Below are 15,076 nucleotides of genomic sequence, written 5' to 3' on the forward strand. Positions count from 1 at the left end.
TGTTTTTTTTGTATCTCTCAAATGGATTTGAATTATTCATCTAACAACTCTCCTATTAATTCCCACAATATGAGACAATAACGAAAAAACTTCAATGTAAATAAATTTAAAACTTATCATTTTCCCAGTAACAAAGGGCCAAAACTTAAATATTTTTATATCTTTAAAAAATATTTCCCTTATGAATGAAATTTAATTTTAACGGGTTTGGGAAATACTTTATTTTTAAAACATCATATAACCAAAAAGCCATGAAGAGCTTTCTACTCACTATTTCTCTCATAGGAATTTTATCCTCATGCAAGGATAAAAACAGTGATACCGACCCTACACTTCCCCAGGCTACACAAACCGGAGCAGATACCGGAGGCGCATTGGTAAACGGTAAAATATGGGTTTCCAAAATTGAAAAATCCACCGTTGCCGCACTGGGAAATAATACCACCTATACATTTGTGAACAATGAATATTCACTGAAAATCCATTTAAGAAATGCTGAAAACCCATCCGGGAATACCATTCAGCTCTTGCTGGTGAGCAATCAGGATTTCGCGGTTGGAGATTATCCGTTAAATGAAAACGATCATGGACTGTACTATGATTCATCTAAAATCTATGCTACGGACCATGAAAACATAGGCACATTATCCATCACCAAATTTGACAAAGCCAATAAAATCATTTCGGGAACCTTCAGCTTTAAAGCCAAATACTATTATGACGGAGATGCAGTAACCATTACTGATGGCCGTTTCGACAGAAAATATCAATAATTTTTTTTAACTAATACCTTTATGAAAACAAAAGTTTTTCTCTTTATTGTATCCTTATCGGGATTCATTGGTTTCGGCCAGGCCAAAAAAGTCATCCCCAGGGTCAGGGATATTCAGGACAATACCCTGCAGTCTGTTTTTGCCAATCTGGAAAAGGACAGAATTCCCAATGGCCTTCTTCTGGATGCAGCGATAGAATTCGCCAATCTTAAAAAATATGACGGTACGATGCCAGACAGCTCTTATACCAGCTCTAAACTGGTAGCGGATATTTATAATACGGTCCTTATGAGCCGTCTTTCTGCAAATGCGTCTATCACCCACACTTCGGATGATCTTGTTTCTCAATGGAAAACGGAACAGCAGATGGATATCATTCCTCTTGGAGGCGTTTTCTACAAGTACAGCCAGTTTTCACAGGCTACCCAGCAGAACGCACAAAATACGGGTGATCCGGGTACATTAACCGTTAATAATGGTACTGTACAGGATAAATATGTGAACGGCGTATGGCAAAATCCATATGAAGAAAAGTATGTACTTGCCCTTTCTCCTTCCGTATCTTCTCACAATAAGCTTAATTTTAAGATTAAGCTTCCTAACAATCTGTTTCTGACGAATCAGACTTCACAGATTCAGAAAATAGAATATAAACTAAGTGATCAGCTGCCTTATGAGCTGTTGCCTTACAACCAGCTGATTAATGTAAGCTATGCTGCATTGGGAACGTATCACTGGACTTTCAAGGTTACCCTTAATTCCGGGGAAGTATTGTATACGCATACCCAGTTTACCATCAATGGTGATATGGGGAAATATGTGGATACGGCCATGGAATCTAAAAACACGAACTTAGGTCAATACACTAAGAACGTGATTTTTAATGGTGCCAACAGAGCTACGATGTACATCAAGCTTGCTCCGGGACATACCCAAATTACCAAGCCTCTTATTGTAGCAGAAGGTTTTGACATGGGTGCTATTGTCGCTCCAACGCAGGAAGCAGGTCTGACGAATATTGATACGTTTATTTCAAGCCTTGCGGGAGGATCCTCTTCATTGTATTTTGATATCAATAACGGTTATGATATCATCTATGTAGACTGGAATAACGGTGTAGACTATATCCAGAATAACGCAGCTCTGCTTTCAACGGCTATTCAATGGGTGAATGCAAAAAAGTCCGGAATGGAGCCTAATGTAGTGATGGGGCAAAGTATGGGTGGCCTTGTAGCCAGATATGCATTGAAAGACATGGAGCAAAAAGGAATCCCTCATGTGACCAAGCTTTTCATTTCTGATGACAGCCCACATCTGGGTGCGAATATTCCATTGGGAATGCAGTATATGTTGACTAATGTCGCAAGAGCTTATATCAGAACTCCTCTAGTGGCGGGAATCGGAGAATTTATTGTTCCGATGTTCAATCAGGGAATCTCTATCAATGATGTCCTTACTTTGACGGATACTCCTGCTGCCAGACAGATGCTTATCAATTATGCTGACCGTAATTATCAGCTTAACAATACGATCCATGATAACTGGCAAAACGAGCTTAAACTTAAAGGTTATCCTCAGCTGACCAGAAATGTAGCCATATCTAACGGCAGTGAGTGCGGAACAGACCAGACTCTTTCCAATCTACTTCGTCTTTATAAGGAAACCAATAAACAGCATTTATTCTCCGATATCATAGGAGCATTGGTGGGCGTAGCTACTAACCGTCTGGATATGATTTTACTTTCATCGGTTCCGGGAAGCTCCAAATATGTATTTGACTTCACAGTACGTCCTATGACTCAGCTTAATGCCGGAACACAGGTGTACAACGGAAGCATTAAATACAAAAAGAAAGTGCTTTGGCTGATCAATGCTCAGGTAACCTTACTTGGAGGAAGCAGAACACAGCCGGGAGGTATTCTTCCTATAGATAAATATGGAGGCGGTAAATTTAAACTGGCTCAAAACCAGCTGCCATCATACGTAACTGAGAATCTTACCACCACTCCGTTCAGCTTTATTCCTACGCCAAGTGCACTGGATTACAAATCAGGAAATACCGTTTTAACAGAGGCGGATTATCAGAGACCATTCTCTCCGGTTGATGACGCTGCGAATGTTCCTTTCGCTAATTTTGTTGCAGAAAAAGTAGATGCCAATCAGGAGCATATCACTTTCAGTACAAGAAACGGACAGTTTATCCTGAACCAGCTTTCAACAAATACGGCTGTACAGAATCAGAAAATAACTTCTTCTTATCTGTGCGGATCCAAAATCAAGATCGGAGGAGATGCCGCATCATGTGGAGCTACCCCTCTTACGTATACTACCGGTTTTGCACCGTCTATCTCGTGGTCTATCGTTAATGGAGCAGGTCTTGTTGATATCAATGGGCCTACCGACTTGCCTCAGATTACTTTCACGCCAAAACCGTATGCCAACGGAAATGTAAGACTTCAGGCATCACTTTCCGGAGACGGTGCCAGCAACAGCGTAATAAAAGACGTTTGGATAGGTGCCCCAATGGTTTATATGCAGAATTACTGTACGGATCCAAGTCAGACCATGTGTTATTTACAGGGGATTACCACTTCTTTCCCGGTAGGATCTACGATATCTTTAAGTCTTGATGCAGCAGGATTAGACAGTTCAGACCACTCAGGAAATACCTGGGAATGGGAAAAAGTAATGGGTAACTTCAAATTTGTAAGTTCTCCTTACGTAGCGGATGTTCAGAACAACGGAAACGGAAGTAAAGGTAAAACGGCCAATCTTCAGGCAACAGGAAGTAACAGTACCCTTGCCTTTAAAGGAAGAGCGAAAAGTGCTTGTGGATGGGGTCCATGGAAATGGTTCTACTGGAATATCTATTCTTCCAGAATGATGCAGGTAGAAAACTATTTCACGATTTCTCCCAATCCTACAGACGATATCATCAATATCTCACTACTAGATCCAGCCAACACATCTGAAATCAAAACCGATATTCAGGCTGAATTATACAATCCAACAGGAAACAGAAGCGGAAGCATTAAACTGAATAATTTCAGAGGAACAATGTCTGCATCAGCTCTACTGCCAGGCGTATATACTTTAAAAATAATCTACAACGGAAAATCTGAAACCCACCAGATTATTAAGAAATAAAATGCATTGATAAAATGTTTTTAAATATGAATGGCAGCCCTCAAAGGCTGCCATTTTTTTGTTATTTATTAAAAAGTCTGTAGATAAGCTATATTAAGCTCTACTGCTTACCTATGATAGGATGATACTCTTCTCTTAAAGATTTTTCTACGTAAGGAACTATGAAGTCATAATTTTTTACGTCAAGTTCAATAGTAGACACCCTGAACTCCAGTCCATGTAAATTTGTTCTGTGTCTTAGCTTCATGGCGTAAGTCTGTTTTTGTGGTGACAAATCTATATGTTCCCTTATTCTACAGTAGATATTCTTATTTTTCCCGATATAAATAGGAAGCCACTGTTCTTTAAAGAGTTCTCTAACCTTTAACCTCTTTTGAATTGTACTGGAAGAAAAGAAAGAATCCTGTTTCTTCTTTTTCCATGCCTCTGCAAAGTTTTTTATCCTGGTTTCTCTTTTTACACCAGCATTTAAATAGGTATCAAGATTTAGCTCAAACATATAAAGTCCCTGCTTTTTCTCTTTTTTCAAAAACAAAGAAGAATCAAAATCGTCGGAAAGCGTAAAGCAAACTGCATTCTCCGTATCAAACCGGATATCTGAGATGTGTTTTTTAAGACTCTCCACATGCATTGTTATATCTCTGTCGAATGTCGAGATGATTTCCTGATAGTCATTTATTTTCATACCATTTATATTTTACAGTTTCACATTCTCTTATTCAGCATAATGATTTTCTAACAGCCCTAGCATCTCCATTTCATGATCACCAAGCGCCCCTTTTAATCCGCAAAAATCATAAGGCTCCGTATCTTTCTCAAAATTAAAATCCTTAATAAGATTATTTTCTTCCAGTTTTTCGAAAAGCTTTTTAAGTTTTAATGGAGGATTCTTCATACCATTCAAATACTTCAGCTTGTTATTCAAATGATCATCTGAGAACGATGAATTCTCGGATACAGACAGCAAAGTAAGGTTTCCGAATGTATGGATATCAATCTCTTTATTTCTGAAATCGTCATGCTTACTCTGAGGCAGAACATGTTCTACTGAACTTCGTGATGTAATTTTATAATTGGGATATTTTACCTGGTTATTCTTCCAGAGAAGATATTCCAATTTGTAAAACCAGTACCTCTGTATTTCTCCAAATTTGAAATCCTCTGCTTTCTTAAAATCTTTTCGTCCACACTCTAAGGAAGCATTTTCGTTAAAGTAAGATGCGTAAATTTTGAATGCATTTACAGACCCGGATAAAGCATTATCTATAATTTCAAGATGTTTTAAATCATCATCTTCGTTTTCATTATTCAGCAGGAAATCTATATATAATCCCAACCAAAAATGTTTTTTATCCCAATTGCTGTGGTATAGCATTCTTTGAAGCTGTTCAGACTCCTTTTTCCTGACAGAATATTGATGCTCCTCTTCATTTTCCTTCAAACTGATATCTAATAGTTCAAACCCATTATCTTCAAGATCCTTGAATATAATATAACGGTCCATCACCTCTTTTACTTCTTTCAAAACCATGATGAAATCAGCTGCAACCTGATGTCGTATATCTTCCTGATTGTCATCGCTGATCAACTTTCTGAAATTACCGAACACCTTTAGCAACTGTTCTTTATCAAATATCTCAGGCCCCTCAATACCATATTGAGTACCATATTTTTTCTGAAAAATATATAAGGTATGAATGAGCAGTGTATTGAAATCTGTCATATATTCATAGTGGTAATCCTGTATTACATCCTGTTTTTTATCTTCCTCATTCTCATCTACAGTTTCACAGCTGGTCATTACATCCTGTATAATATCTTTCAATACAGTCTGTAAAGCATGATCTTTATTATATTTATACTCAGCTTTCGAATAGTACTGCAGCGTCATCTTATCCCATATTTTAGCATACTTTATTCTATTTTCAGGAAGTATAGCATTGATTAATTCAGACTTTAAGATATCATAATGCTGCAATTGTGTACCATTGGTATTAATCTGAATAAAAAGTTTATTTTCATCGCTCCCTGCTGGTGCCGTTAAAAACTGAAAACTCACTTTTTGCAGCAAAAATTCAATAGAGATATTTTGTTTGCGGTCTTTTATCCAGTTTTCAATAATCGAAAAAGCAGCTGCTATATTTCTGTTTTGTTCCAATTCCGGTTTGAGCTTTTTATTTTCACTATTTGCTGACAACAAATGATCTATTTCCCAAAACCGTTTCCCTTCTTCTATCTGTTTATGAGATCTAAGCAGCTCTTCCAGATATAAATTTGTATGTTTTCTAATTGAAAAGCTGAGTCTCGGCTGATCATCAGTACAGCAGAACTGAAGCAAATTCCTGTACTGCTCGTTTTGTTTATTTTGATGAGCCAGATAAAGACACAGAATCCATAATGTCGTGAAACGCTGTTGTCCATCTATCAGGTCATAAACACCATCATTATCAATGGCAATAATATTTCCAATAAAATACCCCGGATTTTTCTGATTTTCTAAAAAATCTTCCAGAAGTCTTTCTATTTCTTCTTCCCCCCAACAGTATGGTCTCTGATACACCGGCACATTCACTGAATAATCAAAATCGATCACCCGGTTAGGAGCAATTTCAAACTTACACATTACTAATTTGTTTATTCGTTAAAATATCTTTGAATTCATGATAGAAATTCCCCACTACACCGTTTTTATGATTTTCTTCAATTGATAAATTACTGTATTTCTTCTTTTTGCAGTACGAAATAATTTCAGCCGGATTATGAGAATAGCAGATCCGGTCAAGAAGTTTTTCTCCCTCTTCAAAATTACGTACAGTTATCTTAGTCACTGGTTTTGAAAGTCTTTTGAAAAAACATACTTTAAATAACAGTTGGGCCATACCCATGAAGCTCCTATCTTCAATAAAACCTTCTCCATATCGGGAAATCAAAGTAATTAAAGCCATCTGATAATACTCATAATTAAATTCACATCCACGTAGCTTTTTAATTCTATTTAAAATGTCTGAATGGTCTGAATTTAACTTCTCCTCAAGACGGTCCCAGACTTCACAATAGTATATCAGGTAATGGATGGTATTTTCCCCTTTGTACAAGGGCTGTCTCACTTTATAATTTGGAGCGTCCACGGTAAGCTTTCCCTTTGACAAACGGGCTTCCGCGAACTTATAATCTTTATTAGGAAGCATATCTTCATATGCAAATTCTTCTGGCAGCCTCACCTTCCATTCTTGGAAATTATGCCTTGGAAATTCTCTGAACTCAATGCCTTGCCAATATCTGGCTTTTAACAGCAGTTCAGACATCTGGTTCAGTTTAGCCGAATCAAACTGATAATATTCTAAATCCAAAGCTTTTTCTATCTGTTTTGATTTCTCCAAAGCCTGCAGGTGGAATGGTTTGATAATGTCGATTCCATCTAACCGCCTTCCTGACGTATTTAAAGTGGTGTAAAATTTAAATGCCTGATCCTGGGACTCTGCAATAATATAGGTGATATTGATATCAGAAAAATCAATTTTAGTATATTCCTCCATCAACGTCAAACCATCAATATGATCTTTAAGAGAAGAAACATTCTTTTTAATATTATTTCTTGAAATCTCTGATTCTACACAAAAATTATCATTTAACCCCACACTTTGTTTCTGCAGATGGGCCAAAATCAACAGGCTGGAAATTCTTTGTTGCCCGTCTATAATATCGTAAGTTTTTCCCTCTTTATTTTTAACCAGAATGACCGTTCCCAGATAATACAGTGGACATTTATTTTTGTTTTTCCCTGAATAATTTGACAAATCATTATAGAGTTTGATGATCTGTTTTTCGGTCCATACATAAGGTCTTTGATAATCGGATATTTTCAATTTAAATTGATTAAAGAAATCATCAACAGTTAAAGACCCCTGTTTTTCTATTTCAGCAAGGCTTTCTATCATATTTTCATCTTGAGTTTTTTATTTAATATTATACAGATTTCTCAATGAGAAGCCTGAATAGTCTTAAAATATAATTTAGATATTTCTATTAGAAAAATAAATCTGTTTAAAATAGTCTCATGCAGAAAATAGCAGTCTGATGCCGAAAGAAAGTTTGAAATGATTTATTTTCATAGCAGATTATATAGTTTTGATAACAATAATATTAAAAAAAATCTGATTGTACTTACGGGAAAACATATTTTTTTAACAAAATCTACTCAAATACTTAACTCTAGAACCGCTACACCCTTGTAAAGTGGCTCTACCCTCTTCAATAAGCCCCTATAGGGACTTCCGAACGGTCTCCACCCCCTTCATAAAGGGTATCTACCCCCTTAGGCAAGGGGGTAGATAGGGTTGCATAACGGGTTCCGGGGACTTGTAAAGTGGCTTTAGCCAGTTATGTAAGGGGAGCGGGGAACTTATCCAAGTGTCTGGAGCCACTTTACAGGTGTCAGGAAGTAGAAAGCAGGGAAAAAACAGCATGCTTTTTTTATCGCAAAGGTTCATTCTGACCTATCTATTTTAAGAAGGAAAAGAGGAAATCAATTGCATTGATTCTATGAAGCGGGCGTTTTATCGTTTGGCATAATCGGTGTACGTGACTTTTTGCTTTCCTTGACCTCAATTTACTATGCATCCATAAAAAAGCACGCCTTGTGACGTGCTCTTGAGTGGGGTTACTTCCATTCTTATTATCCCGGCTGGCTGTCATTATTATCGGCAGGTGGCGGCGGTGGTGGAGTAACAGGAGTTTGTGGAGATGTGACAAAGAACTGCTTCAGATCCTCATAGATCACATTGGTTCCCGGGACGTTTTCTTCGGAAAGGAATCTGATATTCCTGTAAAAGCTGATCGCGTTATGGTAATTGTCGTGATCCAGCAGAACTTTAGTATCAGATAGCTGTTCGTTCAGAGAATCCAGACGCTGAAGGCGTTGTTCGATTTGTTCTCTGGCTGTATAATCCTTGTCGAATTCTGCTTTATCCAGAAATCCCGGAACATGCTGTGCATACTGCTCCATATAGCTTTTCGCTTTATTCACGAAAAGTTTATTCTGCTCTGCAATCCTCCCGTACTGCTGTCTCTGTTCCGGGGTAAGATTGATGGTTTTTCTCAAAAGCGCGGTTTGTATAGCCTGAAGCGCCTCATCAATAGTTGCTAATTCTTCACTGGAAAAACTTAAACTGATTAAATTGTCTAGTGCCATAATTTTGTGTGTTTTTTGGATGTTAATAATTCTAAATATAGTGAGTACAGCAATTGAAAAAGCAGGCAGTTAGCAATTTTCCGGGGAGCATTCATCAGAAAATAAAAATTAAATAATACGGTTTATTTCTGGTAATTTTTTAATGAAAAAATTGATGATTCAGGCATGAAAATGTGAAAATGGCTTTATGCATTCTACAAAAAAATACTGCCTCATGGAGGCAGTATTTATACGTAAATTTTCCTTTTAAAAGGAACAGATTATTTTTTAGACTTAAGGGTTTAAAAATCCTTTTCATACAGCACCTGAATGAAAATACCAACAACTTTAAATTCATGATCCTCTTCAACATTCAACGTAATATTTTTAAACTTCGGATTTGTTGACTTAGGTGACAAAACTATTTCTTCATGGGACCAATTTTCCTCATTTATCTGTTTTTTACTTGAATAATACTTAATAGTATAATTAGAACCATATTCTTCATCAAAAATATTTCGCCCTTCAACCAATACAACAAGCCCATTGCGAGAACCTCCATTATATTTTTTAAACAAACAGATGCTTCCATTAGGAATAATCTTATTCATAGACTCTCCAATAACTTTACATGCAAAATGATCATTGTTAATCAATGAACTATCCACTTCAATATATTGAATTTTTCCAGACTCCTGAAATTCGGAAAATTCACCAGCTGCTATTTCCAAATCATAAAAAGGAATAGTATTTTCAGCCGGTTCGTTCAAAAATTTAATCTTATCAGTCTTATTTTTGGATTTAAACAACAGGACAAACTGTTGAATAAACTTCCTTAGATTCTCGTTGCAAACATATATATATGTTCCCTGAATACCCCTTAATAACATAGTCTTATATATGTTAATGACATACTTCAGAAGCTCGTCATCATCTTTAATAGAATGTTTGCCATTCTTATCCTTATACCTGTTCTTATAAACAACAAATTTCTGCTGTTCAAAGTCATAATCCAATTCAGGACCAATGATTACTCCAGTATAATTCAAATCATATCCCTGTGTCGTATGAATACATCCTACTTCATTAATTGCATTTTTAGAATTCACCCAGTCTTTATCCTTACTATTCCATTTAAGCTTGTTATCTCCAATAAGAATATCGTATTCGTCTGGCTTCTTTTTAGAAACCCATTCCCAAGCAAAACCTGCTACCATTCTTGATAAACCATGTATATGATCTTTCTTTTTGATTCTTTCAACCATCCCCGCTAAATCATCAAAAATATAAAACTCATAAGAGCTAATTTTATATTTCTCTACAACAGAAGAAGCAGATGGTTCATCAAAAAGTTTATGAACAAGCTTGATATATTTATTACCACCACGAACTCTGAACTGGCTTTTTAATCTTTCTGTTCGTGTAGAAGCTTCTCCTTCCAGCTTCTTAAAACTCTCTCTAGTTGTATCTGAAGGCTTTATTGATTGATATTGGTCATAAAAAACAATAGATTTCTTACTTTGTTTCTTAACCCAATCAAGTTCTGAGGTCGTATATTTATCTAATTCAAGCCTTAGACAGTTATTATCAAATCCACGATAATAAGAACCCAAATTCACCCTCCGCCTTAAACGGTGTCCTTCATCTACAATAACTAGATCATATGACTTTTTCCCTAAGTCTGCTGGCCCAATTACCATTTTGGCCGACAGTCCATCTACATTTTTAAAAACATTAGAAATAGTCTTTCTGAATGAAGCCATGGGAATCACCAAAGCCATATCTAAATCGCTATATTTCTCTTTAACCTCTTCTAGTAAAGAGAATAATTCTTTGTCTTCTCCATCAAAATCTGTATAATTAAAATCACTTAAATCTGTTTTTAATAGTTTAAATAGAAAAATAGCTAAAATAGATTTACCTGTTCCAGCTCCTCCGTGAATAAGACTCACTTTAGCGTTCTCATCCAGCAGACAGTTTAAGATCATTTTTAACCCCTTAATCTGTTCTTTTGAAAGTGATTTATAAGGTGAATATTTGAATAGATCAGAATTATCAATCACATTTAGCGGTTGATGAGCTATTCCTCTATTAATAAGTTCGCCCCATATACTTTTGAATAATTCCCAGTAAACTTTCTTTTCGTGATACTGATGATTAGAAATTCCCAGGTTCCCATTCTTTAAAGCATATTTTCCATCTCCAGCAATATACTTAATAAGATTAGCTTCTAAGTCCAATGTTGCAGATTTATGAAACAACTCACTTAAAATAAGATTTACCGTTGACAGATGTTTTTTTTCTTCCGACTTTAAGTGAGTATTTATTCTAGTTAGGACATCTGTGGTCTCACCAACATATGCAGACTTATTACGTTCGTTTTTTAAAAGATAGACTATAGGCCATGATACATAGTCTCTGTGATTATGGTTTATATTATTTTCTACGAAATAATCAAACTTGTACTCTTCGGTAATTAAAAAATTATTCATCTCCAAAAATTACAGTTCATCATATTTATCAGCTCTTCCCTTTGCCTTATTTACAGGATATTTTTCATCATTCTTGTGAAGCTTTTTTAAAATAATATTATTGATATCAATATTATTTTTATGGGCAAGAAGAAGACCATACATAAATACATCTGCCAGCTCCTCTTCCAGTTTATCTTTACTGAAATCTTCATCTTTTTTCCATAAAAATATTTCCAAAAGCTCAGATGCTTCAATGGATAAAGCTAAAGCCAAATCTTTTGAATTATGAAACTGCTCCCAATCACGATCATCTCGAAATTTTAAAAGTTTCTCCAAAGTTTCAGTGTCTATCATAGAGTTGGTTTTTAATCAGGGTTTCAATTTTACCTTAAAAGTAAGAAATCTAATGATAAAACTGTTGCTCTAAGAATGATTTCAGTAAAAATATTATGTTGCAAACTCTGAAGCTTAATTAAATACACCTATTTCTAAACAACGTGATTTAAATCCAATTTTTTCGTAAATTTCAACCATAAAGAAATATTATTCACAAATATTTAATATTATGGAAATTGAGAACATCTGTAATGCCATGAGGAAATGGAATACTTTAACGGAATTGTATCAGATCGGGAATAAAGTAAGTGAACAGGAGATCCTCAATGCGCTTAATCAGGGAACGCATTTCAGTGTGACGGGAAAAGAAATTCAGGATTGGAAAAATAATCTGGAACATGAAGAAATGCCAACTATTCATGCCTATGCAGGCATTGATGAAGGCCGTCTGAAGTTTTTCCTGATCGATTCAAAGAGTGATGCAAAAGCAGATTTCAGCCATATTCTTGTGAAAGAATTTACGCGCGACTCGGTGGATCCGTGGCAGCAGTATTTCAGTGAAGCCTTGGCTGCTCCGTCCATTGACTGGGAATCTGCGGTCAACAGGAATTTCAGATGGAATATGTTCGGCAGTACATGGCTTGATCTCAACAGGGAAAAACCGTTTTTCAGGCTCATCGTCATTCCTTTTTCAGATTATGAGAAACTGGGTCTTGAGGAAGATCAGTTGTGCATCAGTTTTCTGGGGCTGACTACCCTGTTAAAAGACAGAAGTTCCCTTTCGGATTATCATATAGAATTTATCACCGTAAAGCATCTTGAAGTGAATGAAATGAGTAAGGAAGCAGAAGATTTTTCCACGCCAAGACCGCCATTCACGATGTCTGACCAGCAAAATTTCCAACTTCTGATCAAAAGTGATGGCATTGTATAACAGCCTGTCCCTATTTTTACAAGTCCTGATCAACCTGGTTTTGCTGTCGGGTCTGATCCTGTTTATGATGAACGGAATAAGAGAAAAGTTCCTGCTAATTCTCTTCTTTCTGGGTGAAGCTGCTTTGGAACTCTCCGACCTTATCGGAAGGCTGATGCAACTGACGAGCTACAATGTTTACAATTATTCATTAAGCCAGTTTTTAAGTCTGCTTGCCCTGACGGAGATTTACAATGCCTATTTCTATAAAATTTCTCCAAGGATAAGAGTCTCCATTTATGCCTCCGCCTTGATCTTGCTCACGTTTAATATACTTTATCATCAGAGCATTGAAGCGCTTACCTTCTACTCGAATATTATCCCGAATATCGTGATCTGCAGCTTTGGAGGGCTTTATTTTCTGCAGGTGATCAGAAAGGCCAAAACAGATACCACTTTATTCATTGTAAATGTAGCCGTATTCTTATTTTTCTCGATTGAAACAGTGATCTCCACGACTTTTAATTTCCTGATCAACAACCATATGGAATGGGTGGCTCCTGTATGGCTTTTCAGAGGAGTGCTTTTGCTCTGCTTTTATCTTGCTATTGTTAATCTGGGATGCCGTACCGGGAAAATCAGAATCTGGCAGTAGTCCTGTGGATATGGATCGGGATCGGACTGCTGTTCTTAATAACCTTATTTATAACGGTACTCACCACCACTTATCTGAAAAGTATTAAAAAAAATAAAAGAAAAGTCATGCAGATGGTCAGAAATACCCAGACGGAATGCTGGGAAAACACGCTTTATATTCAGGAAAAAGACCGGGAACGTCTGGCAGAGGAGCTTCATGATAATATTATTTCAAGATTAAACCTCATCCGTTTAAATACAGCCACTAAAAGCGTGAACGAGCTCAGCCAGGACATCAGGGTTTCCATGCAGCTGATCCGCGAACTTTCCCACAACCTTACGCCGCCGGATCTGGATGATATTGAACTCCCGGATCTTATTGCCGATTATCTTGAACAGATTGGAGATATTCCCGTGGCTTTTCATCATTCCGGAACGCATGGAGATAAGATCAGCAGCTCGGTAAAATTAAATGTATTCAGGATTGTTCAGGAACTGATCAGCAATGTTCTGAAACACGCCCAAGCCACAAAGGTCGAAATACGGCTCAGAATTTCAGCTCAATATCTTGTTCTGACCGTGAAAGACAATGGCTGTGGTTTTAAAACCGGAACCCAATACGGAGGAATCGGCCTCAGAAATATTAAGTCAAGAACCCAGCAGATCAACGCAGTATATAAACTAAAAACCAAGCCGGAAAAAGGAACGCAATGGATGATCCTGACGGCATTTAAATCAAATTAAACCATGAAAGAATCAGAAAAAATAAAAATCGGTATTGTGGACGATGACCTTCTCTTTGTCCAGCTTTTAAAGGATTATATAGATAAAGATAACCGCTATCAGACGATACTTACCTGTACAGGCGGAACAGCTTTCCTCGGGGAAATAGAAACCAACATTCCTGATATCCTGATCCTGGATCTTAGAATGACCGACGGCAGCGGCCTTGACGTACTTTCAGCATTATCACAGACTGACACGGAAATGAAGATCATTGTCCTTTCAAGTTTTTACAGACGTTCTTTTATGGGACAAATGCTGAAGATGGGAGCTCATGCTTTCCTGTCGAAAGAAATCGAACTGAGTGAACTTCCGGCCGTCATCAATGCCGTACATGAAAACGGTCATTATTTTTCAAATGATCAGGTGGAAGTGATGAGAAGTCAGCTCTCCAATAAACTTCCTGAATTTCACGCTTATTCCAAAGATGATCTTACGGAAAGGGAAATCGATGTATTGAAACTGGTTTGTCAGCAGATGAGCACGAAAGAAATCGCAGACACCCTGTTTATCTCCCCAAAAACCGTTGAAACCCATAAAACCAATCTGATGATCAAAACCTGTGTAAAAAATATGGCAGGGCTGGTTATTTATGCGGTACAGAACCGGATCATTGATGCGAATGAGATTGTTTTGCTGGATAAGTAATCGGGGAAGCGCGGTGCGGGTTGGAGAGTTTGAGGGTCGGAGGGTTTGAGTTTTTTACAATACAACAAAATTACATTGAAATTTTACTTTCGGATCTCAAAAGCTTCTCTATTCCCTCACAAACCCTTATCCCACACCCCGAAGCCTCGTAACCCGTATCCCGCACCACGAAACGCTAAAACCCTCAAACACTCTA

Annotated in this window: 12 protein-coding genes; 6 read left to right on the forward strand and 6 right to left on the reverse strand. The window is 36.9% G+C overall.

All coding sequences use genetic code 11. The annotated features are described in order from the left end of the window. The first annotated feature begins 185 nt into the window (after positions 1-185). Both BM143_RS03040 and BM143_RS03045 read left to right on the forward strand, forming a co-directional pair. The gene (locus BM143_RS03040) at positions 186-773 is read left to right on the forward strand and encodes a Riean_0653 family protein (RefSeq protein ID WP_090022851.1); all 588 of its coding nucleotides are present in this window, start codon (positions 186-188) and stop codon (positions 771-773) included. 21 nt (positions 774-794) lie between these two features. Continuing rightward, positions 795-3,920, forward strand: a complete 3,126-nt coding sequence (locus BM143_RS03045) for a T9SS type A sorting domain-containing protein (protein WP_090022853.1) — start codon at positions 795-797, stop codon at positions 3,918-3,920. Between the two features lie 100 nt (positions 3,921-4,020). Here the strand turns inward: BM143_RS03045 and BM143_RS03050 are convergent, their stop codons facing one another. From BM143_RS03050 to BM143_RS03075, 6 genes are all read right to left on the reverse strand, one after another. Then, positions 4,021-4,605 carry a hypothetical protein gene (locus BM143_RS03050; RefSeq protein WP_090022855.1) on the reverse strand — a complete coding sequence of 195 codons (585 nt, stop codon included), beginning with the start codon at positions 4,603-4,605 and terminating at the stop codon, positions 4,021-4,023. A gap of 30 nt (positions 4,606-4,635) precedes the next feature. Further along, entirely contained in the window at positions 4,636-6,543 is a 1,908-nt protein-coding gene (locus BM143_RS03055) for a DUF262 domain-containing protein (RefSeq protein ID WP_090022857.1), read from the reverse strand. Next, the gene (locus tag BM143_RS03060) at positions 6,536-7,858 is read right to left on the reverse strand and encodes a DUF262 domain-containing protein (RefSeq protein WP_090022859.1); all 1,323 of its coding nucleotides are present in this window, start codon (positions 7,856-7,858) and stop codon (positions 6,536-6,538) included. The genes BM143_RS03055 and BM143_RS03060 overlap by 8 nt, the downstream gene beginning before the upstream one ends. A 737-nt stretch (positions 7,859-8,595) precedes the next feature. After that, complete coding sequence (locus BM143_RS03065; RefSeq protein ID WP_090022862.1) at positions 8,596-9,111, reverse strand: hypothetical protein; 516 nt, start codon at positions 9,109-9,111, stop codon at positions 8,596-8,598. Positions 9,112-9,392: 281 nt separating this feature from the next. Then, the gene (locus tag BM143_RS03070) at positions 9,393-11,582 is read right to left on the reverse strand and encodes a DNA/RNA helicase domain-containing protein (RefSeq protein WP_090022863.1); all 2,190 of its coding nucleotides are present in this window, start codon (positions 11,580-11,582) and stop codon (positions 9,393-9,395) included. Between the two features lie 9 nt (positions 11,583-11,591). Further along, a complete protein-coding gene (locus tag BM143_RS03075; RefSeq protein ID WP_090022865.1) occupies positions 11,592-11,918 on the reverse strand; it encodes a nucleotide pyrophosphohydrolase in 327 nt (108 codons plus the stop codon). Positions 11,919-12,129: 211 nt separating this feature from the next. Here BM143_RS03075 and BM143_RS03080 point away from each other — a divergent pair, with 211 nt between their 5' ends. The 4 genes from BM143_RS03080 to BM143_RS03095 are packed head-to-tail and all read left to right on the forward strand — an operon-like array spanning position 12,130 to position 14,880. After that, complete coding sequence (locus BM143_RS03080; protein ID WP_090022867.1) at positions 12,130-12,834, forward strand: hypothetical protein; 705 nt, start codon at positions 12,130-12,132, stop codon at positions 12,832-12,834. Further along, positions 12,821-13,468: a hypothetical protein gene (locus BM143_RS03085; protein ID WP_090022869.1), complete on the forward strand. Its 648-nt coding sequence runs from the start codon at positions 12,821-12,823 to the stop codon at positions 13,466-13,468. Before BM143_RS03080 ends, BM143_RS03085 begins: the two co-directional genes overlap by 14 nt. After that, the gene (locus BM143_RS03090) at positions 13,435-14,193 is read left to right on the forward strand and encodes a sensor histidine kinase (protein ID WP_090022871.1); all 759 of its coding nucleotides are present in this window, start codon (positions 13,435-13,437) and stop codon (positions 14,191-14,193) included. The genes BM143_RS03085 and BM143_RS03090 overlap by 34 nt, the downstream gene beginning before the upstream one ends. 3 nt (positions 14,194-14,196) lie before the next feature. Beyond that, positions 14,197-14,880, forward strand: coding sequence for a response regulator transcription factor (locus BM143_RS03095; RefSeq protein ID WP_090022873.1), 684 nt, complete (start codon positions 14,197-14,199; stop codon positions 14,878-14,880). The last annotated feature ends 196 nt before the right edge of the window (positions 14,881-15,076 follow it).

The organism is Chryseobacterium oleae (genome assembly GCF_900115055.1).
Classification (GTDB): Bacteria; Bacteroidota; Bacteroidia; order Flavobacteriales; family Weeksellaceae; genus Chryseobacterium; species Chryseobacterium oleae.